Origin of the sequence: Agromyces cavernae, from assembly GCF_021044935.1 — a bacterium.
In the GTDB taxonomy this organism is placed as follows: domain Bacteria; phylum Actinomycetota; class Actinomycetes; order Actinomycetales; family Microbacteriaceae; genus Agromyces; species Agromyces cavernae.
The window spans coordinates 570,977-593,497 of sequence record NZ_JAJNMP010000002.1 but is presented as its reverse complement, the minus strand read 5'-3'; the positions used below and the strand labels follow the sequence as shown (position 1 = coordinate 593,497).

The 22,521-nt window shown below is 70.0% G+C and carries 21 protein-coding genes; 8 read left to right on the top strand and 13 right to left on the bottom strand.

Annotated elements, in window-relative coordinates; all coding sequences use genetic code 11:
• Positions 1–35: 35 nt before the first annotated feature.
• On the bottom strand, positions 36–1,043 hold the full coding sequence (locus tag LQ757_RS08870; RefSeq protein ID WP_231046852.1) for an aldo/keto reductase: 1,008 nt from the start codon (positions 1,041–1,043) through the stop codon (positions 36–38).
• Positions 1,044–1,284: 241 nt separating this feature from the next.
• Between LQ757_RS08870 and LQ757_RS08865 the strand changes: the two genes are divergently transcribed.
• The 4 genes from LQ757_RS08865 to LQ757_RS08850 all read left to right on the top strand — a co-directional run bounded on the left by LQ757_RS08865 (position 1,285) and on the right by LQ757_RS08850 (position 4,600).
• Positions 1,285–1,854, top strand: a complete 570-nt coding sequence (locus tag LQ757_RS08865; protein ID WP_231046851.1) for a single-stranded DNA-binding protein — start codon at positions 1,285–1,287, stop codon at positions 1,852–1,854.
• Positions 1,855–1,936: 82 nt separating this feature from the next.
• A complete protein-coding gene (locus LQ757_RS08860; protein WP_231046850.1) occupies positions 1,937–2,434 on the top strand; it encodes a DUF6993 domain-containing protein in 498 nt (165 codons plus the stop codon).
• Between the two features lie 5 nt (positions 2,435–2,439).
• The gene (gene ettA, locus LQ757_RS08855; protein WP_231046849.1) at positions 2,440–4,122 is read left to right on the top strand and encodes an energy-dependent translational throttle protein EttA; all 1,683 of its coding nucleotides are present in this window, start codon (positions 2,440–2,442) and stop codon (positions 4,120–4,122) included.
• Between the two features lies 1 nt (position 4,123).
• Positions 4,124–4,600, top strand: a complete 477-nt coding sequence (locus LQ757_RS08850; protein ID WP_231046848.1) for an acyl-CoA thioesterase — start codon at positions 4,124–4,126, stop codon at positions 4,598–4,600.
• A gap of 20 nt (positions 4,601–4,620) precedes the next feature.
• Here LQ757_RS08850 and LQ757_RS08845 read toward each other — a convergent pair whose 3' ends face one another.
• The 3 genes from LQ757_RS08845 to LQ757_RS08835 form a co-directional block, all read right to left on the bottom strand.
• Positions 4,621–5,142, bottom strand: coding sequence for a hypothetical protein (locus LQ757_RS08845; RefSeq protein WP_231046847.1), 522 nt, complete (start codon positions 5,140–5,142; stop codon positions 4,621–4,623).
• Positions 5,142–5,621, bottom strand: coding sequence for a QcrA and Rieske domain-containing protein (locus LQ757_RS08840; protein ID WP_231046846.1), 480 nt, complete (start codon positions 5,619–5,621; stop codon positions 5,142–5,144). The genes LQ757_RS08845 and LQ757_RS08840 overlap by 1 nt, the downstream gene beginning before the upstream one ends.
• Positions 5,622–5,722: 101 nt before the next feature.
• Positions 5,723–6,604: an acyl-CoA thioesterase gene (locus tag LQ757_RS08835; RefSeq protein WP_231046845.1), complete on the bottom strand. Its 882-nt coding sequence runs from the start codon at positions 6,602–6,604 to the stop codon at positions 5,723–5,725.
• 91 nt (positions 6,605–6,695) lie between these two features.
• Here LQ757_RS08835 and LQ757_RS08830 point away from each other — a divergent pair, with 91 nt between their 5' ends.
• Positions 6,696–7,373, top strand: a complete 678-nt coding sequence (locus LQ757_RS08830; RefSeq protein WP_231046844.1) for a DUF8185 domain-containing protein — start codon at positions 6,696–6,698, stop codon at positions 7,371–7,373.
• 101 nt (positions 7,374–7,474) lie between these two features.
• Here the strand turns inward: LQ757_RS08830 and LQ757_RS08825 are convergent, their stop codons facing one another.
• From LQ757_RS08825 to pepN (LQ757_RS08785), 9 genes are all read right to left on the bottom strand, one after another.
• Positions 7,475–9,163, bottom strand: a complete 1,689-nt coding sequence (locus LQ757_RS08825; protein WP_231046843.1) for an FAD-binding dehydrogenase — start codon at positions 9,161–9,163, stop codon at positions 7,475–7,477.
• Between the two features lie 57 nt (positions 9,164–9,220).
• Positions 9,221–9,700: a globin gene (locus LQ757_RS08820; RefSeq protein ID WP_231046842.1), complete on the bottom strand. Its 480-nt coding sequence runs from the start codon at positions 9,698–9,700 to the stop codon at positions 9,221–9,223.
• Positions 9,697–10,815, bottom strand: a complete 1,119-nt coding sequence (locus tag LQ757_RS08815) for a mechanosensitive ion channel family protein (protein WP_231046841.1) — start codon at positions 10,813–10,815, stop codon at positions 9,697–9,699. Before LQ757_RS08815 ends, LQ757_RS08820 begins: the two co-directional genes overlap by 4 nt.
• An 11-nt stretch (positions 10,816–10,826) precedes the next feature.
• Complete coding sequence (pepN, locus tag LQ757_RS08810) at positions 10,827–13,385, bottom strand: aminopeptidase N (protein ID WP_231046840.1); 2,559 nt, start codon at positions 13,383–13,385, stop codon at positions 10,827–10,829.
• Positions 13,386–13,421: 36 nt separating this feature from the next.
• Positions 13,422–14,126 carry a response regulator gene (locus LQ757_RS08805; protein ID WP_231046839.1) on the bottom strand — a complete coding sequence of 235 codons (705 nt, stop codon included), beginning with the start codon at positions 14,124–14,126 and terminating at the stop codon, positions 13,422–13,424.
• Positions 14,123–15,406: a sensor histidine kinase gene (locus LQ757_RS08800; protein ID WP_231046838.1), complete on the bottom strand. Its 1,284-nt coding sequence runs from the start codon at positions 15,404–15,406 to the stop codon at positions 14,123–14,125. Before LQ757_RS08800 ends, LQ757_RS08805 begins: the two co-directional genes overlap by 4 nt.
• A 10-nt stretch (positions 15,407–15,416) precedes the next feature.
• A complete protein-coding gene (locus LQ757_RS08795) occupies positions 15,417–16,271 on the bottom strand; it encodes an ABC-2 transporter permease family protein (protein WP_231046837.1) in 855 nt (284 codons plus the stop codon).
• On the bottom strand, positions 16,268–17,179 hold the full coding sequence (locus LQ757_RS08790; RefSeq protein WP_231046836.1) for an ABC transporter ATP-binding protein: 912 nt from the start codon (positions 17,177–17,179) through the stop codon (positions 16,268–16,270). The genes LQ757_RS08795 and LQ757_RS08790 overlap by 4 nt, the downstream gene beginning before the upstream one ends.
• A gap of 166 nt (positions 17,180–17,345) precedes the next feature.
• Positions 17,346–19,901: an aminopeptidase N gene (gene pepN, locus LQ757_RS08785; RefSeq protein WP_231046835.1), complete on the bottom strand. Its 2,556-nt coding sequence runs from the start codon at positions 19,899–19,901 to the stop codon at positions 17,346–17,348.
• Between the two features lie 108 nt (positions 19,902–20,009).
• Between pepN (LQ757_RS08785) and LQ757_RS08780 the strand changes: the two genes are divergently transcribed.
• The 3 genes from LQ757_RS08780 to LQ757_RS08770 are packed head-to-tail and all read left to right on the top strand — an operon-like array spanning position 20,010 to position 22,516.
• Entirely contained in the window at positions 20,010–20,996 is a 987-nt protein-coding gene (locus LQ757_RS08780) for a DUF2332 domain-containing protein (protein ID WP_231046834.1), read from the top strand.
• Between the two features lie 9 nt (positions 20,997–21,005).
• Positions 21,006–21,503, top strand: coding sequence for a ribose-5-phosphate isomerase (locus tag LQ757_RS08775; RefSeq protein WP_231046833.1), 498 nt, complete (start codon positions 21,006–21,008; stop codon positions 21,501–21,503).
• 8 nt (positions 21,504–21,511) lie between these two features.
• Positions 21,512–22,516, top strand: coding sequence for an Fpg/Nei family DNA glycosylase (locus LQ757_RS08770; RefSeq protein WP_231046832.1), 1,005 nt, complete (start codon positions 21,512–21,514; stop codon positions 22,514–22,516).
• Positions 22,517–22,521: the final 5 nt, after the last annotated feature.

Genomic DNA, 22,521 nt, shown 5'->3' with positions numbered 1-22,521 from the left:
ACCCACCGACATCCCGACCGCTCGATGAGCGGTTGTCAGCCGAGCGCGGTGCCGTGCGCGGCGAACGGCTCGATGCGTGCGATCTCGGCCTCGGTGAGCGGTGCCGCGTCGAGTGCGGCGACGTTCTGCTCGAGCTGGGTCACGCTCGACGCGCCGATGAGCGCGCTCGTGACGAGCGGCTGGCGGAGCACCCACGAGAGCGCGAGCTGGGCGAGCGACTGCCCGCGCTCCTTCGCGATGGCGTCGAGGGCGCGGGCGCGCTCGAGGTACTCGCCGCTGATGCGGTCGGGGGAGAGGAACCGGCTGGTCGCGGCGCGGGACCCGGCCGGGACATCCCCGGTGAGGTATCGATCGGTCAGCAGGCCCTGCGCGAGCGGTGAGAACACGATGCTCGCCGCACCGACCTCCTCGAGCGCCGGGAAGAGGCCGTCCTCGATGTGCCGGTCGAACATCGAGTAGCGCGGCTGGTGGATGAGCAGCGGCACCCCTTCGGCCTCGAGCGCCGCGGCGGCGGCACGGGTCTCGTCGGGCCCGTAGTTCGAGATGCCGACGTAGAGCGCCTTGCCCTGGCGCACGGCGGTGGCGAGCGCGCCCATGGTCTCTTCGATGGGCGTCTCGGGGTCTGGGCGGTGCGAGTAGAAGATGTCCACGTAGTCGAGGCCGAGGCGACGCAGGCTCTGGTCGAGCGAAGCGAGCAGGTACTTGCGCGAGCCGAACTCGCCGTACGGGCCCGGCCACATGTCGTAGCCGGCCTTCGACGAGACGATGAGCTCGTCGCGGTACCGGGTGAGGTCGGTCGCGAGCATCCGGCCGAAGTTCTCCTCGGCGCTGCCCGCGGGCGGCCCGTAGTTGTTCGCGAGGTCGAAGTGCGTGATGCCGAGGTCGAACGCGCGGCGCACGATCGCGCGCTGCGTGTCGTAGGCGCGGTCGTGACCGAAGTTGTGCCAGAGGCCGAGCGAGAGCGCGGGGAGTTTCAGGCCGCTGCGGCCGACCCGGTTGTACTGCATGCGGTCATATCGTTCGGGGTGCGCGACGAAGCTCATCGGGCCACTCTACGGTGACCGCGGGGCCGGGTTTTCCGCCTGTCCGCGACGACGTCGGCCACTCGTCCTCGACAGCGACGCCCCGAACGCGGTTCTGCACCGGTGCGCGAATGCACCGACGGATGCCCCGCCACGCGCACGAGGCTCGAGTCACGCGGTTCCGGGGCGTCGTCCGGCACGAGGTCGCCCCGGAACCGCGAGCCGCCGATCCGCGGCGGCGCCCGATCCGAGGAGTGCAGAAATGACCGACACCATCACCTTGACCGGCATCGTGGGAAGCGACCCGCGACACCACGTCACCAACCAGGGGCTCGCGATCACCTCGTTCCGATTCGCCTCGCGGCACCGGTACTTCGACCGCACGAAGGGATCGTGGGAGGACGGGGAGACCAACTGGTACACCGTCTCGGCGTTCCGGCAGCTCGCGGTCAACACCAGTCTCTCGGTGCGCAAGGGCGAGCGGCTCGTCGTCCGGGGCCGCCTTCGCCAGCGCGAGTGGGACAACGGCACCAAGTCCGGCACGACCGTCGAGATCGAGGCCGACTCGATCGGGCACGACCTCTCGTGGTGCGTCACGACATACGGTCGCCTCGAGAAGGCGCGCACCGCTGGTGCCGCCGAAGGCGACGCGATCGACGACGCGGCGATCGAGCAGCCGATCGGGTTCGGGGCCGATGGCGCCGACGGCGACGTCGGCGGTTGGACGTCGACCGGCCCCGGAGCCACCGAGGGCGATGAGCCGTTCGGCGAGTACGGCGACGCCGACGAGCGCACGGGAGAGGTGTTGGCCACCGCAGGAGCGGCCGACTGAGCCGGTCGGCACGGTCACCCGGGTCGTCGACGAGACTGCATAGACTCGGCTCGGGTGGCCGGCGCGACAGCTGAGGAGAACGATGGCACAACCGATCGGCGCGACAGCGGCCGCGCTCGTCGGCGTGCTCGTGGCCCTCGTCCTGTCGGGCTGCGCGGTGCTGTCTCAGCCGACGGCGCCGACCTCGGGCACGACACCGTCGGCGGCCGCGCCGGCGGTATCCGAAGAACCCGTGGCGACCGAGGCGTCCGGTCTGCGACCCGACCTCCCGGCGGCCGAGAACCTCGCGTTCTTCGACTCGGTGAACGCCGCGGTCGTCGCCGCGAACGATTCCGCCGGCGGTCGTGAATTCATCGACGCCCTCACGGCCGCCGGATTCGACCGCTCTGCGATGCAGGTCACCGCCGACCGCACCACGGTCGACCTGCAGGCCGGTTCGGTGCAGTTCTCGGTGCTGATGGGCGACGGCTGCCTCGTCGGGCAGTACGGGCCGGCGTCCGGTGGGTACCACGGCGCAGTGCGGCCCGCCCTCGGCACCGGTGGCTGTCTCGTGGGCCGGACTCGACCCATAGACTGGTAGGCGATATGGCTGACTACATTTACTCGATGGTTCGCGCCCGCAAGGCGGTCGGTGACAAGGTCATCCTCGATGACGTGACGATGGCGTTCCTGCCCGGGGCGAAGATCGGCGTGGTCGGCCCGAACGGCGCCGGTAAGTCGACGATCCTGAAGATCATGGCGGGTCTCGACCAGCCGTCGAACGGCGAGGCGCGCCTGAGCCCCGGCTACTCGGTCGGCATCCTCATGCAGGAGCCCGTGCTCGACGAGTCGAAGACGGTGCTCGAGAACGTGCAAGAGGGCGTCGGGCCGATCAAGGCCAAGCTCGACCGGTTCAACGAGATCTCGCACGCCATGGCCGAACCCGACGCCGACTTCGACGCGCTCCTCGCCGAGATGGGCACGCTGCAGGAAGAGATCGACGCCGCCGACGCGTGGGACCTCGACTCGCAACTCGACCAGGCGATGGACGCGCTGCGCTGCCCGCCCGGCGACGAGCAGGTCTCGGTGCTCTCCGGCGGTGAGAAGCGCCGCGTCGCGCTCTGCAAGCTCCTGCTGCAGAAGCCCGACCTGCTGCTGCTCGACGAGCCCACCAACCACCTCGACGCCGAGAGCGTGCTCTGGCTCGAGCAGCACCTCGCCAAGTACCCCGGCGCCGTGCTCGCCGTCACCCACGACCGGTACTTCCTCGACCACGTCGCCGAATGGATCTGCGAGGTCGACCGCGGACGCCTCTACCCGTACGAGGGCAACTACTCGACGTACCTCGAGAAGAAGCAGGAGCGTCTCACCGTCCAGGGCAAGAAGGACGCGAAGCTCGCCAAGCGCCTCGCCGACGAGCTCGACTGGGTTCGCTCCAATGCCAAAGGTCGCCAGGCCAAGTCGAAGGCCCGACTGGCCCGCTACGAAGAGATGGCCGCCGAGGCGGAGCGCACGAGAAAGCTCGACTTCGAAGAGATCCAGATCCCGGCAGGACCGCGTCTGGGCGACATCGTGCTCGAGGTCAAGAAGCTGAAGAAGGGCTTCGGCGACCGCACCCTCATCGACGGGCTCAGCTTCTCGCTGCCGCGCAACGGCATCGTCGGCATCATCGGGCCGAATGGCGTCGGCAAGACCACGCTGTTCAAGACCATCGTCGGCCTCGAGCCGAGCGACGGCGGCGACGTCAAGATCGGCGAGACCGTCAAGATCTCGTACGTCGACCAGTCCCGCGGCGGCATCGACCCGAACAAGTCCCTGTGGGAGGTCGTGTCCGACGGGCTCGACTACATCCAGGTCGGCAAGACCGAGGTGCCGAGCCGCGCCTACGTCTCCACGTTCGGGTTCAAGGGCCCCGACCAGCAGAAGCGCGCCGGCATCCTCTCGGGCGGTGAGCGCAACCGCCTGAATCTCGCGCTCACGCTCAAGCAGGGCGGCAACCTCCTGCTGCTCGACGAGCCGACGAACGACCTCGACGTCGAGACGCTGTCGAGCCTCGAGAACGCGCTGCTCGAGTTCCCAGGCTGTGCCGTGGTCATCACCCACGACCGGTGGTTCCTCGACCGCATCGCCACGCACATCCTCGCCTACGAGGGCACCGACGAGAACCCGTCGTACTGGCACTGGTTCGAGGGCAACTTCGAGTCGTACGAGGCCAACAAGATCGAGCGGCTCGGGCCCGAAGCGGCGAAGCCGCACCGCTCGGCCTACCGCAAGCTCACGAGGGACTGACGTGCGCCTGCACGTGCCCACCCCGCTCCGATGGAGCGACCTCGACGCCTACGGCCACGTGAACAACGCCCGCATGCTCAGCCTCCTCGAAGAGGCGCGCATCCAGGCGTTCTGGGTGAGCGACGACACGTCCGAGCACGCCGTCGGCGCTTCGACGGCCGTACTCGACGCGAGCCCGGGTGCGAACACGATCACGCTCATCGCCCGCCAAGAGGTCGAGTACCTCGCGCCCATCCCGTACCAGCGTCAGCCGCTCGACATCGAGCTGTGGATCGGGCACATCGGCGGCGCGAGCCTCGATGTCTGCTACGAGGTCTTCTCGCCCACCGATGCCCAGTCCCGCGTGCTGTACACGCGTGCAGTCACGACGATCGTCGTCGTCGACGCCGCGTCCGAACGTCCTCGGCGCATCAGCGATGCCGAACGCACCGCGTGGGAGCCGTACCTCGAAGACCCGATCGCGTTCCGCCGACGCTGAGCTCGGCCGCCCGCGGCTGCTCAGTCCTCGAGCGGGACGTCGCTGTACGAGCCCTCCCACACGGCGCGGCTGCCCGCCTCGCCGATGAGCACGACCGTCCAGGACGAGCCGACCGCGACGCCGACCGCGGCGAGCGTGAGCACGGTGCCGACCGCGATTCGGATGCCCTTCCCCGGTCGTGCAGGCTCGTCGTCGCCCGCCCGACGACGCGCGAGCAGTTCGACGACCGCCCATGCGGCGATGACCGCGGCGAGCACGAGCAGGCCGATCAGCCACGGCACGATGTCCTCGCCGATGTCGGTGTGCGCCTCGATGAGCGGGGTCTTCGGAACCCGATCCTCGAGCCACTTTCCGGCCTCGATCGTGACGAGGCCGAGGGGAAGCAGCACCGCGGCGCCGATGAGCGCGGGCAGCCACATCACGCGACGGGCGGCGGGCCATGCGGCGATGACCACGAGCAGGAGTGCCAGCAGGGGCACGAGCACGATGACGGCGTGCACCAGCAGGACATGCAGGGGAAGCCCTGCGAACTCGTAGTCCATCACGACGCCGCGATGATGCGGTCACCCGACACGGCGACGGCGATCTCGGGGAGCGGGTTGATCGCGGGCCCGTTGAGCACCTCGCCGGTCGCGGCGTCGTAGATCGAACCGTGGCACGGGCAGTGGAACTCGTTGCCGGCCGCGGCGACCACGCACGCCTGGTGGGTGCAGATGGCGCTGAATGCGACCACCTGCCCGGCCGTCGGCTGCGAGACGAGCGCGGCCTCGCCGTTGATGGTGGCATCGATGCTGCCGCCGACGGGGACGTCGGCAAGAGCGGCGATGTCGCCGCCGGCCGCCGGAGCATCTGGCGTGGCACTCGGCTCGGTCGGCGCTTCGTCGGTCGCTTCGGGGGAGGGGGTCGGGGTCGAACCGTCGGGGTCTGCCGCGCAGCCGGCGAGCACGAGTGCGCCGCCGAACGCGCCGAGCGACCCGACGGTCAGCACCGCGCGTCTCGTGAGATCGGTGGGATCGGTCATCGCCTGAGCTCCTTCACCTCGCGTCGCCCGCGCACGATGCGCGTCTGAACCACCATCATGGGCCAATCGAGGGCGTCGCGTCGGGATTGCACAGCAAGAATTCAGGCGAATTCGTCGGGCCGGGGGACCCGCACCATGCCCTCCTGGGCGACGCTGGCGACCAGCACCCCGCCTCGGGTGTAGATGCGGCCCAACGTGAGGCCGCGCCCACCACTCGCCGACGGCGATTCCTGGACGAAGAGCAACCACTCGTCGACCCGTGCGTCGCGGTGCCACCACATCGCGTGGTCGAGGCTCGCCACCTTCAGGCCGGGCGATGACCACGCGATGCCATGGGCGCGCAGCACCGGCTCGAGGATCGAGTAGTCGCTCGCGTAGGCGAGCGCCGCCCGGTGCTGGTTGGGGTCGTCGGGCAGACGGCCGAACGCCCGCATCCACACGGCCTGCCGCGGAGCACGCTCGCCGTCGACGGTGAGGTAGATGGGCGACGGGATATGACGCACGTCGAATGCGCGCTGGCTGGACCAGTACCGCGCGACGTCGTGATCGAACTCGCCGAGCACGTCGGCCGTCGAGGGCAGACCCTCGGGGTCGGGCAGGTCGTCGGGCATGTCGACCTGGTGCTCGACGCCTTCGTCGTGCGTCTGGAACGACGCGATGAGCGAGAGGATCGGCTCGCCGTTCTGGTACGCCTGCGTGCGGCGCGTCGTGAATGAGCGGCCGTCGTGCAGGCGGTCGACCGAGAAGGTGATCGGATGCTGCACATCGCCGGGGCGCAGGAAGTAGCCGTGCATCGAGTGGATGGTGCGGTCGGTCGGCACGGTGTGCATGGCCGCGACGAGCGACTGTGCCAGCACCTGCCCGCCGAACACGCGCCCGAGCGGCATCCATTGCGAGGGCCCGGTGAAGATGTCCTCGCGAGTGCGGGCGCCGGTGTCGGTGAGGTTCAACGTGCTCAGCAGGCCGTCGATGGGACCGTTCATCGTTCCTCCGTGTCGGTGAGCGACCGTGCCCGTCGCCGTTCGGCGCCATCCGCCCGAGGCGTCGGCGCGCCCTTGGTAGTTTAGACAGGAGATGGCTCAACAACTCACGCTCGCCGACAGCCTGTCGCTCGGCGACCTGCACACCTACCTGCAACGCGCCGGCCGCGTCGAAGACGGCTCGGTGCGGCTCGTCGCCGGTTCCGGCATCCTCGCCGTCTACACGGCGATCCTCTATCCCCGCGGCATCCTCGACGAGAGCCCGACGGTGCTCGGCCTGCGCACCTTCGCGCTCGCCGACGACGCCGAGTTCGATTCGGTCGTTCCCATGCGTTCGCTCGTCGAACGCATCGTGCGCGCCCGCGCCGAGGTCGGCGACGACGAGTCGCGAGTCGTGAGCATGTCGCGCCCGCCCGAGGTGAACACGGTGACCTGGGCGGGGATCTCACCGCCCAGGGGCGGCTGGCGAGCGCTCGGTGAGACGGATGCCGAGAGACTCGAGGCCGCCGCACGTGCCGGCATCGCCGAGGTCGCCGCCGCGATTCCCGATGGCACGGGTGAGCAGCTCGTGCAGCGCGTGCGCTCCGAGGTGTGGGGTCGCGGCGTCGAGGGGCTCGAGTACGTGCCCGCCGGTGCCGCCTTCGCGACATTCAGCCTCGGCTTCCTCGGAGACGATCCGGTGCGGCTGTTCGAGACCGGGCCGTGGACGAGGCTCACGACGCGTCGCGGGCATGTGCTCGTGCGACGTAAGCCCTGGACCCTGAAGGCGTAGTGCCACCGGCGGGTTGAGGAGGAGCGCAGCGACGTCTCGAAACCCGGGCACACGAGCATCGGGGTTTCGAGACGCTCGCTGGCGCTCGCTCCTCAACCAGCTCACCCCCGGGCGATGGCCCGGCCGGCGGCACGTCCGGTGAAGAGGCATCCGCCGAGGAAGGTTCCCTCGAGCGCGCGGTAGCCGTGGACGCCGCCGCCGCCGAAGCCGGCGGCCTCGCCCACGGCGAAGAGCCCCGGCACGGGCGCGCCGTCGGCGCCGAGCGCGCGCGAGTCGAGGTCGGTCTGGATGCCGCCGAGGCTCTTGCGGGTGAGGATGTGCAGCTTCACGGCGATGAGCGGCCCCGCTGCGGGGTCGAGGATCTTGTGCGGCGTCGCGACGCGGATGAGCTTGTCACCGCGGTACTTTCGAGCGCCGCGCACGGCCGTCAGTTGCAGGTCCTTCGAGAACTCGTTGTCGACCTCGCGATCGCGCGCGACGATCTCTCGCGTGACGTTGTCGGCGTCGATCTCGACCTCGGGTGAGAGGGCGCGCATCCCGTCGAGCAATTCGTCGAGCGTGTCGGCGACGACGAAGTCGGCCCCGTGCTGCTTGAACGCCTCGACGGGTGCCGGCGCCCCCGATCCGAGGCGCTGTGCGAGCAGCTTCAGGTCTTTTCCCGTGAGGTCGGGATTCTGCTCGCTGCCCGAGAGCGCGAACTCCTTCTCGATGATCTTCTGGGTGAGCACGAACCACGAGTGCGCGTGCCCGGTGGCGACGATGTGCTCGAGCGTGCCGAGCGTGTCGAATCCGGGGAAGAGCGGCACCGGGAGCCGCTTGCCCTCGGCGTCGAACCACAGCGATGACGGGCCGGGCAGGATGCGGATGCCGTGCATCGGCCACACGGGATCCCAGTTGGTGATGCCCTCGGTGTAGTGCCACATGCGGTCGCCGTTGACGAGTCGAGCGCCCGCCTGTTCGGCGATGGGGAGCATGCGCCCGTCGACGTGCGCGGGCACGCCCGAGAGCATCGAGGCGGGTGCTGCACCCATGCGCTCGGGCCAGAACTGCCGAACGAGGTCGTGGTTGCCGCCGATGCCGCCCGAAGCCACGACCACCGCACCGGCCCGCACCTCGAAGTCGCCGACCGCCTCGCGGTTCGAGGGTTCGCCCCGCCCCGCGGCATCTGCTGCGAGAACTGCGCCGCGCACGCCGACGACGACACCCGACTCGACGATCAGTTCGTCGACGCGGTGCCGGTGCCGGAACTCGACGAGCCCGGCAGCCGCGCCCGCCTGCACGCGCGCGATGAACGGGGCGAGCAGTCCGGGACCGGTGCCCCAGGTGATGTGGAAGCGCGGAACGGAGTTGCCGTGGCCGATCGCGTTGTAACCGCCCCGCTCGGCCCAGCCGACGACGGGGAAGAAGCGCACGCCCTTCTCGTGCAGCCAGGCGCGCTTCTCGCCGGCCGCGAAGTCGAGGTACGCCTCGGCCCAGCGCCGCCCCCAATCGTCGTCGTCGCGGTCGAAGCCGGCCGTGCCGTCCCAGTCCTGCTTCGCGAGGTCGAGCGAGTCCTTGACGCCCATGCGCCGCTGTTCGGGGGAGTCGATGAGGAACAGGCCGCCGAACGACCAGTGCGCCTGTCCGCCGAGGCTCGCGGCGGGCTCCTGCTCGACGATGACGACGCGCTTGCCCGCGTCGACGAGTTCTGCAGCCGCGACGAGGCCCGAGAGGCCGGCGCCGACGATGATCACCTCGGGGTCTGGCGTCGTGGCGGTCGTACGGTCGGCTGGTGCGGGGGTTGCGGCCACGTGGACTCCTTCGTCTCGGGTGGTGCGGCGCGTCGCGGACGGGCGGCCCGCTGGTGATCAGTCGTCGAAGGTGTTGACCATCGCGAATGCGGCCCGTTGCAGATAATCCCACAGTGTCGCGTCGGCGAGCGGCGGCAACTCGAGCGAGTCGACGGCCGCGCGCATGTGCGCGAGCCAGCGGTCGCGTGCCTCGGGGTTGACCTTGAACGGCTGGTGCCGTAGCCGCAGCCGCGGGTGCCCGCGCTGCTCGCTGTACGTGCCCGGCCCGCCCCAGTACTGCACGAGGAACATCGTGAGCCGTTCGGCGGCGGGCCCCAGGTCTTCCTCGGGGTACATCGGCCGCAGCACGGGGTCGTCGGCGACGTGGCGGTAGAACTCGGCGACGAGGCGTTCGAACGTGGCACGACCGCCGACCGTGTCGTAGAACGAGACACCGAGCGCCTCGCCGTGCTCGCTGCCGCGCAGCGGCACGTTCGCGGGCGGCACGTTCGATGCGTTTTGCGGCGCGGATGCCTCGGGCAGGCGGTGTTCGGTCATGACAGGTCTCCGGTGGGCGGTGTCGGGGGTTTCGGCGCGCGGGGCGCACGCGGCGTGCGCGCCGGTCGGGCCGTGCGTGCCTTCGCCGGGGGAGCGCCCGCGACGACGGCGCTCGGCGCGGTTCGCGGTGGCTTCGCGCCCTTGACGCGGGTCGCACCCTCGAACCCGGTCGGCACGACACTCGAGAGGCTCGGCAGCTTGACCTCCATCGCGTCGAGGGAGTTCTTCAACCGCATGCGCAGTTCGCGAGCCACGTCGTCCTTCGCCGACGAGCGCACCTTCATGACGACGCGGATGATGAGCGCGTCTTCGGTGATCGACTCGAGGCCCCAGACCTCGGGCTTCTCGAGGATGCGCGAGCGCCACTTGCCGGTCTGCGACATCTCGGTGGCGGTGCGCAGGAGTTCGGCTTCGACCGCGTCGACGTCGGTGTCGTACGGCACGGCCAGATCGAGGATGACCCGGGCCCAGCCCTGCGACATGTTGCCGACCCGCAGGATCTCGCCGTTGCGCACGAACCACAGCGTGCCGTTCACGTCGCGCACCTTCGTGATGCGGATCTGCACGGCTTCGACGATGCCCGTCGCGGGCCCGAGGTCGACGATGTCGCCGACGCCGAGCTGGTCTTCGACGACCATGAAGAGCCCGTTGAGGGCGTCTTTCACGATGTTCTGCGCACCGAAGCCGAGACCGGCACCGATGGCGGCGGTGAGCAGGGCGAACGAGCCGAGGATCGCCTCGTTGATCGTGTTGACGATCAATAGCGTCACGATGATGAACAGCGTGACGTTGACGATGTTCGTGAGCACCGAACCGAGCGTTCGGGTGCGCTGCACGAGCCGCACCGCGGCGAGGGGTGAGGGCGACGCCTGCAGCGCCTGGGTGTCGGTGACGTCCTGCTTTCTCTTCACCCCCGTGACGATCTGCTGAACGACGCGGTCGATGACGAAGTGCAGCACCCAGCGGATCAGCAGGGCGATCGCGATGATGACGACGATCGAGATCAGGGTGCCGAGGACGTCGTCCCAGTTCGTGACCCAGTAGTCGACGATGCCCGCCCAGAAGTCGCCGCTCACCGGGGTGGGCTCAGGCGGTGGAGTCTCAGAAGCGAACATGGTGCGAAAGTCTACTGAGCCGCGACCGAGAGCTCGCTGGCATCGCGCGCCTGCGCGGCGAGCGCACGGTCGAGCTCGGCGAGCTGCTCGGCGATGAGCCGGTGCAGCGGGGCGGGCTCGGGGTTCGCGGTGAGCCAGGCTCGTGTGACGTCGGCGAGCTCGGCGGTGACGAGCGGCGACGGGAACAGCCTCGTCGCGATGATGCGTCCCATCGTGAAGCCGCGCTCCGCCCACGCCGCCTGCAGGCGATCGAAGTACTCCGCCGCCGTGGAGGCGAGCAGCTCGGGCGAGGTCGTGCGTCGCCAGCCGTCGGCGATCGCGCGAGCCAGGTCGTTCGAGAGCGTCGTGTCGGTCATGACCCTCTGCCACGCGGCGTCCTTCGACGCCTGATCGGGACGGGCCGCCCGCGCGGTCTCGGCGAGCTGGCGCCCCTTGGCGGTGTCATCGCGGTGCAGGGCGTCGGCGAGCTCCTCATCGGTGCCCGCGCCGAGCACGGCACGGGCGATGACGAGCTCCCAGCGCAGGTCGAGATCGACCTCGAGCCCCGGGAGCCTGATCGACCCGTCGAGCAGGCTGCCGAGCACGTCGGCGTGCGCCGCCGTGGACGCGATGCGGGTGAACGCCTTCACGAACTGCAGCTGCGTGTCGGAACCTTCGGCCGCGAGCTCGGCGAGCGCCCAGACGGCATCGCCGGCTTCGGCGGCGACCTGCTCGCGGTGCTCTTCGGCGAGGTACCGGCCGAGCACCGTCTCGAGGTGGCCGAGCGCGAGACCGCGCGCCGCCGACTGCGTCTCACGGCCGATGTTGGCGACCACGAGGCGCACGAACGCGTGCGGAGCGAGCTCGGCGTCGCGGACCGCGTCCCAGGCCGAGCCGAGCACGACGGCTCGGGCGACCGGGTCGGCGATCCCGGCGAGGTGCTCGGTGGCGACCGCGAAGGATCGGTCGTCGAGCCGCACCTTCGTGTAGGTCAGGTCGTCGTCGTTGACGAGCAGCAGGTCGGGCCGCGCCAGACCGACGAGCTCGGGCACGTCGGTGCTCGGGCCGTCGATGTCGAGCTCGACCCGATGGGTGCGGATGAGGGCAGACCCGTCGAGGGTGTACGAGCCGATCGCGACCCGATGGGGGCGCAGCGTCGGATGCTCGGCGGCCGCCGACTGCTCGACTCGTGCGGCGGTGATCGTGCCCGAGGCATCCGTTTCGACGACCGCACGCAGCGTGTTCACTCCCGCGGTCTCGAGCCACAGCTGCGACCACCGGGTCAGCTCGCGCCCGCTCGCGCGTTCGAGTTCGTCGAGCAGGTCGCGCAGCGTGGCGTTGCCGCTCGCGTGTGCGGCGAGATAGGCGCCGACGCCGCGCTGGAACGCGTCGAGGCCGACGAACGCGACGAGCTGCTTGAGCACCGAGGCGCCCTTGTCGTAGGTGATCGCGTCGAAGTTCACCTCGACATCGGCGAGATCGTCGATGACGGCGACGATCGGATGCGTCGACGGCAGCTGGTCCTGTTCGGCGGCGTGCGTCTTCTCGTCGCTCGCGAACGTCGCCCAGACCCCGGTGAACTCGGTGATCTGCGACGTCGCGAGCGTCGACGCCCACGTCGCGAACGACTCGTTGAGCCACAGGTCGTTCCACCACTTCATGGTGACCGAGTTGCCGAACCACATGTGGCTGAGCTCGTGCAGCACGACGATGGCCCGCTGCTCGCGCCGGGCGTCCGAGACGCGCGCGCGGAAGAGGTACGACTCGTTGAACGTGACCGCGCCGACGTTCTCCATGGCGCCCCAGTTGTACTCGGGCACGAAGATCTGGTCGTACTTGCCGAAGGGGTAGGGAACGCCGAACGCCTGCTCGTAGAACGCGAGGCCGGCCTTCACCGTCTCGAACATGACCTCGGGATCGGCGTACTGCGCGAGCGAGGCGCGCGTGAAGAGCCCGAGGGGGATCTCACGGCCGTCGACGCTGGTCGCCCGGTCGCGCCACGACGCGTAGGGGCCGGCGACGAGCGCGACGATGTAGCTCGACATCACCGGGCCGGCTTCGAAGGCCCAGGTGGCTCGTGCGGCGTCGACGACGCGGTCGGGCGTCGGCGCGTTGCTCAGGAACTGCCAGTGCGCGGGCGCCGTGACCGTGAAACGGAACGACGCCTTCAGGTCGGGCTGGTCGAACACCGCGAAGACCCGGTTGGCCTCGGCGACTGCGAACTCGGTGTACAGGTAGGTCTCGCCGCCGACTGGGTCGACGAAGCGGTGCAGGCCCTCGCCGGTGTTCGTGTAGGCGAACGTGCCGGCCACCCTGAGCTCGTTCTCGGCGGCGAGTCCCTCGAGTCGGATGCGCGCACCGTCGCTCGCCGAGAGATCGAGCGGATGTCCGTTCAGCACGATCTCGTGCACGTCGCGCGTCGTCGCCTCGATGAACGTCGACGCGCCCGGGGTCGCGGTGAAGCGCACGACCGTCTCGCTCGCGAACGTCTCGGTGCCGCGGGTCAGATCGAGCGTGACGTTGTAGTCACGGACGTCGATGGCCGCGGCGCGGGCTTCGGCCTCGCTCCGAGTGAGATTGGCAGCCGGCATGGATGAGACCCCTTCGCGTCGATGTGCCCAGCCAGCCTACCCACGCCCGCCGAGCGTTCCCGGTGGGATGAGCCCGTGCTCGTACGCGATGATCACGAGGTGCACGCGGTCGCGTGCGTCGAGCTTCTGCAGGATGCGTCCGACGTGGGTCTTCACCGTCGACTCCGACAGGTGGAAGCGCGATGCGAGGTCGGTGTTGTTGAGGCCCTCGGCGATGGCGACGAGGATCTCACGTTCGCGCGGCGTCAGCGCGTCGAGCAACGATGGCGGCTGCGCGGCAGCGGCACCGGCGTCCGGCAGCTCGTCGGCGAACATCTCGATCATCCGTCGCGTGACGCGCGGGGCGAGGGCCGCGTCGCCGGCGTGCACGGTGCGGATGGCACTGACCAGCTCCTGCGGGCGCACGTCCTTCAGCAGGAAACCGCTCGCGCCCGAGCGGATCGCGGCGAAGGCGTACTCGTCGAGGTCGAAGGTCGTGAGCACGATGATCCGCGGCGGGTGCTCGCTCGCCGTGATCGCGGCCGTCGCGGCGATGCCGTCGACCCCGGGCATCCGTACATCCATGAGCATGACGTCGATCGCCGTGGATCGTGCCAGGTCGATCGCGGCCGCGCCGTCGCCGGCTTCGCCGACGACCTCGAGGTCGGGCTCGGCCTCGAGCACCATGCGGAAGCCGGTGCGCACGAGCGCCTGGTCGTCGACGATCGCGATGCTGATCGGAGAGGGCCGGTCGACGGTCATGCGTCCTCTTCGATTCGATCGGATGCCGCGTGGAGCGTCACCCGGAGGCGCCAGCCACCCCCGGGCAGGGGCTCCGCTTCGACGGTGCCTCCGTACAGTGCGACGCGCTCACGAAGGCCCGCGAGGCCGCGACCGGCGCCCACCATCTGCGGTGCAGTGTGCCGCGCGTCGTCTTCGACCGTGACGACGACGTCGTCGTCGCGCCGCTCGATGCGCACGTCGACGTGCTGCGCTCCCGTGGCGTGACGCAGGGCGTTCGTCAGGCCCTCCTGCACGACGCGATACACGGTGAGCTGCAGCGTGTGCTCGGTCACCGCGGCGCCCGACGTCGTGAGCCGCACCGGTAGCCCCGCTTCGCGGAAGCCGTCGACGAGCGCGGGGACGGCGGCGACATCCGGCTGCGGTGAACGGTCGGCGGCGGCCCCGGCCGGCCCGGTCAGCACGCCCAGCATGCGGCGCATCTCGCCGAGGGCGTCGCGACCGGCGTCGGCGACGTGGCGCATCGCGTCGGCGGCGCGCTCGGGGTCTCGGCCGGCGGTCGCCGCCGAGCCCTCGGCGAGGGTGATCATGACCGTCAGGCCGTGCGAGACGATGTCGTGCATCTCGCGGGCGATGCGCGATCGCTCCTGGGCCGCGGCCAGTTCGGCCTGCTGGTCGCGTTCCCTGGCGAGGTCGTGGGCGCGCGCGATGAGCGCGTCGAGATACCGGCGGCGATTGCCCACCGTCACGCCGATGAGCGTCGCGATGAGCATGAACAGCCCGAACGCGATCGACGAGCCCAAAGGTTCGAAATCGAAGGGCTCCACGATGAGCGTGTCGCGGAGCCACGTCGCCAGGTACGAGCCCATCGCGCCGACCGCGACCGAGACGCCGAAGCCGATCCATGCTGCGCGGGTCGACGCGTACACGGCGAGCGCGTACAGGGCGATCAGGATCGCCAAGATCTCGAGCGATCCCGACGCGGCTGAGACCAGGCACGCGAGCCACCCGAGCGCCAGTACCAGCCATGGGCGGGTGCGGCGCACCAGCAGCATCGCCGCGGCGGCTCCCAGCACCACCGCCAACTGCAGCAGGGTCAGCCAGAGCGGCAGCCCGTACTGGAGGGCGGTGATGATCACGCTCACGATCGTGGGCACGCCGTAGACGCCGGCGATCAGTCCGTCGGTCAGCCGTGGATGCCGCGCCCAGAACCGGCGGAACACGCCGGGAGGCTTGGGCAGGCGTGGCTCGCCCCCGGCCACCGCATCCGGGTGGTCGGGGGCGAGCCACGACTGGGTCATGGACAGGACTCTACGCGTCGCGCTTCACGAGCAGCGTGGCTGCGCCGGCCACCGAGGCGCCCACCCAGCCGAGCACGACGAGCAGGTCCTGCCAGGCCGTGAGGACCTCGGTGCCGGTGACCTCGGTGGGCGCGAACATGTTCGTGCCGGCCGTCGAGAGCAGGTAGGGGTAGATGTCCTGGGCCCATTCGGCCGGCACCAGTTGCAGGATCGTCGGCACGACGAGGATGAGCGCGAGGACGATGCCGATGCCGCCGGCGCTCGAACGCACCATGGTGCCGACGCCGAGCGCGAACACGGCGAGCAGCGACAGGTACAGCGAGGCGCCGAGGATCGGCATGAGGACGTCGGGGTCGGTGAGGCTCGCCGACACATCGTGACCGGCGAACACAGCGGCCGAGACGAAGTAGGCGCCGATGCCGGCCGCCAGGCTGACGAGGTAGGTCACGACGAACAGCACGGTCGCCTTCGCGGCGAGCGCGGGGAGGCGCTTGGGCACCGCGGTGAAGGTCGAGCGGGCCATGCCGGTGCTGTACTCGCCGGTGATGACGAGCACGCCGAGCACGGCGACGACCAGCTGCGCGAGGAACACGCCGAACGTCGAGGACTGCACAAACAGGCCGGCCTGGTCGGCGGCTGAGCCGCCGGGGGCGTCGGGAGCGTTGAAGCCTTCGTTGGCGATGGTCAGCGACAGCATGAGCGCGAGGCCGAGCATGATGACGACGACCGACAGGTACGACCAGACGGTCGAACGCAGGCTTCGCAGCTTGATCCACTCGGAGCGGAGGATGCCGACGAAGCTGAGTCGCCCGGATTGCTGGTCGAGCCCTTCGATTCCCGGGGTTGTGGGGGCGATCGTGGTCATCGGAGTGCCTCCGTACGGTACTCGACGGCGTCGGCGGTGAGGGCCATGTAGGCCTCTTCGAGCGACGCGTTCTTGGGGGTGAGTTCATGGATGGTGAGCGAGTGCTGTGCGGCGAGGTCGCCGATGCCGGATGCCTCGAGGCCGGTGACCTCGAGCACGCCCGCCTCGGAGCGCATGACGCTGATGTCGGGCCCGGCGAGCAGGTCGGCGAGCTGCGACGCGTGCGGCGACCGCACGTGCACGCGCGACCGGGTGCCACCCGCGATGACGTCGGCCATCGGGGCATCGGTGATGATGCGCCCCTTGCCGAGCACGATGAGGTGGTCGGCGGTGAGGGCCATCTCGCTCATGAGGTGCGACGAGAGGAAGACGGTGCGCCCCTCGGCGGCGAGGTGCCGCACGAAGCGGCGAACCCACAGCACGCCCTCGGGGTCGAGCCCGTTGACGGGTTCATCGAGGATGAGCGTGGCGGGATCGCCGAGCATCGCGGCCGCGATGCCGAGGCGTTGGCCCATGCCGAGCGAGAATCCGCCGACCCGCTTGCGGGCGACCGACTCGAGTCCGGTGAGCTCGATGACCTCGCGCACGCGCTGCCTGCTGATGCCGTGTGTGGCGGCCATCGCGAGGAGGTGGTTCTCGGCGGTGCGGCCGGTGTGCACGGCCTTCGCGTCGAGCAGGGCGCCGACCTCGCGGAGCGGGGCGCGGTGCCGCGCGTACGGCTCGCCGTTGACCGTCACGCTGCCGCCGCTGGGGCGGTCGAGGCCGACGATCATGCGCATCGTGGTCGACTTGCCGGCCCCGTTCGGCCCGAGGAAGCCGGTGACCTGCCCCGGGGGAACGGTGAACGAGATGTCGTCGACGGCCGTCTTCGCGCCGAAGCGCTTGGTGAGTCCTTCTGCGGTGATCATGACATCGAAATTACGGATGCCTCGACCCGGGCACATCGGACTCCGGAACGGTTTCGGGGCGGCGGGCGATGGTACCGGGGTACCACGCCCGCCGCCCCGTGGGACGACTTCGGCTAGGCGCGCCAGCGCCGTATCGAGACCTCGCGAGGGGTCTCGATACGCTTCGCTACTCGACCGACGAGATGCTGTCGCGCGCCTGCACCGCGAGGGCGCGGTCGACGCCCGCGAGCCGCTCGATGACGAGTCGGCGCAGCGCGGGCACCGCGGGGTGCGCGTCGAGCCATGCCCGGCTCGCGTCGGCGAGCGCGCGGTTCGCGAGCGGCGACGGGTAGAGGCCGTCGACGAGCTTCTCGGCGATCGCGTAGCTGCGGTCCTCCCAGATGCGCTCGAGCATCTCGAAGTAGCGCTCGACGAACGGCTCGAGCAGAGCGGGGTCGGCGCGCAGGAAGCCCTCGGCCGTCTCGCGCACGACGGTGTTCGTCGCCGTGTCGACGTCGATGAGCGATGCCCACGCGCGCTCCTTGCCCTCGGCCGTCTGGATGGCGGCGCGAGCATGCGCGGCGGACTGCTGGCCGGTCGCAGTGTTGTCGCTCGCGAGGCGCTCGTCGATCTCGGCGTCCCCGGCGCGACCCGCCGCGACGAGCGCGATCAGCAGCTCCCAGCCGAGGTCGGTGTCGATCTCGAGTCCCTCGAGCGTACGCGAGCCGTCGTACAGGGCGGCGAGGTCGTCGACGTGCGACCCCGCCTCGGCGATCGCGGCGAAGTTCATCACGAACTGGAACTGCGCGTCGCTGCCCGGGGCCGCCTCCTGGGCGAGCTTCCAGAAGCCGTCGGCCAGGCCGGCTCGCGCCTCGGCGCGACGTTCGGGGGCGGTGTACGCGCTCGCCGCGAGGTTGGCGTTGGCGAGCACGATGCGCAGCGTCGTCGACTCGGTCTCGCTCGCGACGTTGCCGAGCACGAGCGCGAGGTAGTCGGTCGCCCGGGTCTCGGCGTCACGCGTGGCGTCCCAGACCGAGCTCCACACGAGTGCTCGCGCGAGCGGCGCGTCGATCTCGGACAGGTTCGCGAGCGCGACGCCGTGCGAGGCGTCGTCGAGGCGGATCTTCGCGTAGGCGAGGTCGTCGTCGTTCAGGAGCACCAGGTCGGGGCGTGTGCGCCCGACCAGCTCGGCGACCTCGGTGCGTTCGCCGTCGACGTCGAGTTCGACGCGGTGGTCGCGCACGAGCTTGCCGGCGGCGAGGTTGTAGAACCCGATCGCGAGGCGGTGCGGTCGGATGGTCGGGTGCTCTGCCGTGGCCGACTGCAGCAGGGCGAAGGAGGTGATCGTGCCCGAGGCATCCGTCTCGATCTCAGGGCGCAGGGTGTTGACGCCCGCGGTCTCGAGCCAGAGTCCCGACCATGCCGACAGGTCGCGGCCGCTCGCGGTCTCGAGCTCGGCGAGCAGGTCGGCGAGTGTCGTGTTGCCCCAGCTGTGCTTCTTGAAGTACGCCGAGACGCCGGCGAAGAACGCCTCGACACCGACCCATGCGACGAGCTGCTTGAGCACCGACCCGCCCTTGGCATAGGTGATGCCGTCGAAGTTGACCTGCACGTCCTCGAGGTCGTTGATCGTCGCGACGACCGGGTGCGTCGAGGGCAGCTGGTCCTGGCGGTAGGCCCAGCTCTTCTCCATCGCGTTGAACGTCGTCCACGCCTCGGTCCACTCGGTGGCCTCGGCCGTGGCGATCGTCGACGCCCACTCGGCGAACGACTCGTTGAGCCACAGGTCGTTCCACCACTTCATCGTGACGAGGTCGCCGAACCACATGTGCGCGAGCTCGTGCAGGATCGTGACGACGCGGCGCTCGCGCACGGCATCGGTCACCTTCGAACGGAACACGTAGAACTCGGTGAACGTCACCGCGCCCGCGTTCTCCATGGCGCCCGCGTTGTACTCGGGCACGAACATCTGGTCGTACTTCTCGAACGGGTACGGAACGTCGAACTTCGCCTCGAAGTACTCGAAGCCCTGCTTCGTCTTCTCGAAGATGTAGTCGGCGTCGAGGTGCTCGGCGAGACTCTTGCGGCTGAACACGCCGAGCGGGATGACGCGGCCGTCGGCGCTCGTGAGCTCGTCGCGCACCACGTGGTACGGGCCCGCGACGAGCGCGGTGATGTAGCTCGAGATACGAGGAGTCGGCGTGAACGCCCAGGTCTTGGCGCCCTCATGGGCGTCGACCGGCTCGGGCGTGGGGGAGTTCGACACGACCTCCCAGTGGTCGGGCGCGGTGAGCGTGAAGCGGAACGACGCCTTCAGGTCGGGCTGCTCGAACACCGCGAACATGCGGCGCGAGTCGGGCACCTCGAACTGGGTGTACAGGTAGACCTCGTCGTCGACGGGGTCGACGAAGCGGTGCAGGCCCTCACCGGTGTTCATGTAGTTGCCGTCGGCGACGACCACGAGTTCGTTCTCGGCGGCGAGGTTCGGCAGCTGGATGCGCACGCCGTCGCTCACCTCGGCGGGGTCGAGTTCGACGCCGTTCAGCGTGACCGAGTGCACCGCCGCGGTGATCGCGTCGATGAACGTCGAGGCACCCGGCGTCGTCGCCGCGAACCGCACCGTCGTGGTGGTCCTGAACACCTCGGGTCCGGTGGTGACATCGAGCACGACGTCGTAGTCGTGCGCCGTCACGAGCGCCGCGCGCTCCTCGGCTTCGATTCGGGTGAGGTTCTCTCCGGGCACGTGCGCTCCTTCGCAGATCGACGCGGCTCGTGGCCGCAGGCAACGTGACCCAGCCTAGACCGGACGACCGCCCCGGGGCTGGGATCGGCGCGAGAGTAGCGTGACACCATGCACACCAGCGTCGATTCCAACGCGCCCACTTCCGAGCGCTATCGGGTGTTCGCCGAGGTCGAGGCGCGGGGGATGTCGGCCACCTACGAGGCATGGGCGCTCGGTGTGGCGGATGACCCGGGCACGATCGCCCTCGTCGAGGGATTGCCTGCAGCGAAGCGGCAGCCGAACCTCGTCTTCTCGGCCGCCCGCTTCCAAGGGGCACCGCTCGGCCCCTACGGAGTGTTCCGCGACTGGTTGCACACCCATTGGGTCGAGGTGCGGGCCACCGCCGAGACGCATGCGACGCAGACGAACGAGGCGGGCCGCTGCGCGCTGCACGTTCCGGCGCTCGCCGGCACCGACGGGCCGCTCGCGCTGCTCGAGGTCGGGACATCCGCCGGTCTCTGTCTGTATCCCGACCGGTACAGCTACCGCTATCCGGGGCATCAGCGGCTCGATCCGGCCGACGGGCCGAGCCCCGTGGTGCTCGACTGCGCGACCGACGGCGCGGTGCCGGTACCCGACCGTCTGCCCGAGGTCGTCTGGCGCGCAGGCATCGACCTCCACCCGCTCGATGTGACCCGCCCCCACGATGTCGCCTGGCTCGACGCGCTCATCTGGCCCGAGCACGACGACCGGCGGGCCCGCCTGCAGGCAGCCGTTCGAATCGCCGCCACCGACCCGCCGCGCATCGTCGCAGGCGACCTCAACGAACGACTCGCCGCGCTCGCCGCAGAAGCGCCGGCCGACGCGACCCTCGTCGTCTTCCACACGGTCGTGCTGATGTACCTCGACGAGGCAGGCCGCGGGCGCTTCGTCGAGACGGTGCGCGCCCTTCCGGGCCATTGGCTCTCGGTCGAGCCGCGCACGGTGCTGCCCGGCATCCGCGCGCGCGATGACGTCGCGAACGACAGCACCGACCTCGTGCTCGCGGTCGACGGGGTGCAGCGGGCGTGGGCGCAACCGCACGGGCGCGCGCTCACGTGGGTGCCGAATCCCTAGACTTGGCCCATGCGCATCCACATCGCGACCGACCATGCCGGCCTCGAGTTCAGCCGCACGCTCGTCGACCACCTGACCAATGGCGGTCACGAGGTCGTCGACCACGGGCCGACCGAGTACGACGCGCTCGACGACTACCCGGCGTTCTGCATCAACGCGGCGCAGGCCGTCGCACGCGACCAGGCCGCGGGCGTGCGCACGCTCGGCGTGGTGTTCGGAGGGTCGGGCAACGGCGAGCAGATCGCGGCGAACAAGGTGCAGGGCATCCGCGCCGCACTCGTCTGGAGCATGGACACCGCGATCCTCGCCCGCGAGCACAACGACGCCAACGTCATCTCGATCGGGGCCCGCCAGCACACCGTCGAAGAGGCGATCCGCTACATCGACGCGTTCATCGCCGAGCCGTTCTCGGGCGACGATCGGCACGTGCGGCGCATCGCGCAGCTCTTCGAGTACGAGACCACGGGCGATATCGCAGGCAAGGGCGTCGACCGCTTCGACGCCTAGGAGGCGCCATGCCCGAGGGCCACTCCGTCCATCGCATCACGCGCCAGTTCGAGCGCAACTTCGTCGGCCATGTCGTGCACGCCTCGAGCCCGCAGGGCCGGTTCGCGGTCGGCGCTGCCGAGATCGACGGGCGACGCATGACCGATGCCCGCGCCGTGGGCAAGCAGATGTTCCTCGGATTCGAGGGCGACGTGTGGTTGCGGGTGCACCTCGGCATGTACGGCGCGTGGGACTTCGCGGGCGACATCCTCATGGACGCGACGATCGCGTCGGCGAACGGACGCATGGGGCAGACCAACCAGACCGGTACGTTCCTCGAAGGGCCGAACCCCGACGCCGTGGTCTTCGACACCGCCGGCGAGAACTCGCTCCACTCGATCGGGGCGCCGCGGCGCACGCGGCTGCGCATGTCGGAGTCCGAGAAGGAGGGCAACGCGCTCGACACGTTCCCGCCCGAGCCGATCGGCCAGGTGCGGGTACGCCTGCTCACCGACACGATCGTCGCCGACCTGCGCGGCCCGACCGCGTGCGAAGTGCTCGACCCGGCGCAGGTCGAGACGGTCGTCGGCAAGCTCGGTCCCGACCCGCTGATCGACGCGGGGCCCGGAGCCGAGGAACGCTTCACGAGTGTCATCCGCAAGAAGCCCACGGCGATCGCGCTGCTGCTCATGGACCAGAGCGTCGTCGCCGGCATCGGCAACGTCTACCGCGCCGAGCTGCTCTTCAGGGCGCGGCAGAACCCGCACACCCCGGGCAGACACGTGCCCGAGGAGCACGTGCGACACCTCTGGCGCGACTGGGCGAAGCTGCTTCGCATCGGCGTCGAGACCGGGCAGATGATGACGATGGACGACCTCGACCCCGAGGCATACCGCGCGGCCATGGCCAACCGCGACGACCGCCACTGGGTGTACAAACGCGAGGGCCTGCCGTGCCGGGTCTGCGGAACGAACATCGCACTCGAGGAGCTCGGCGGCCGCAAGCTCTACTGGTGCCCCTACTGCCAGGCATGAGGAGA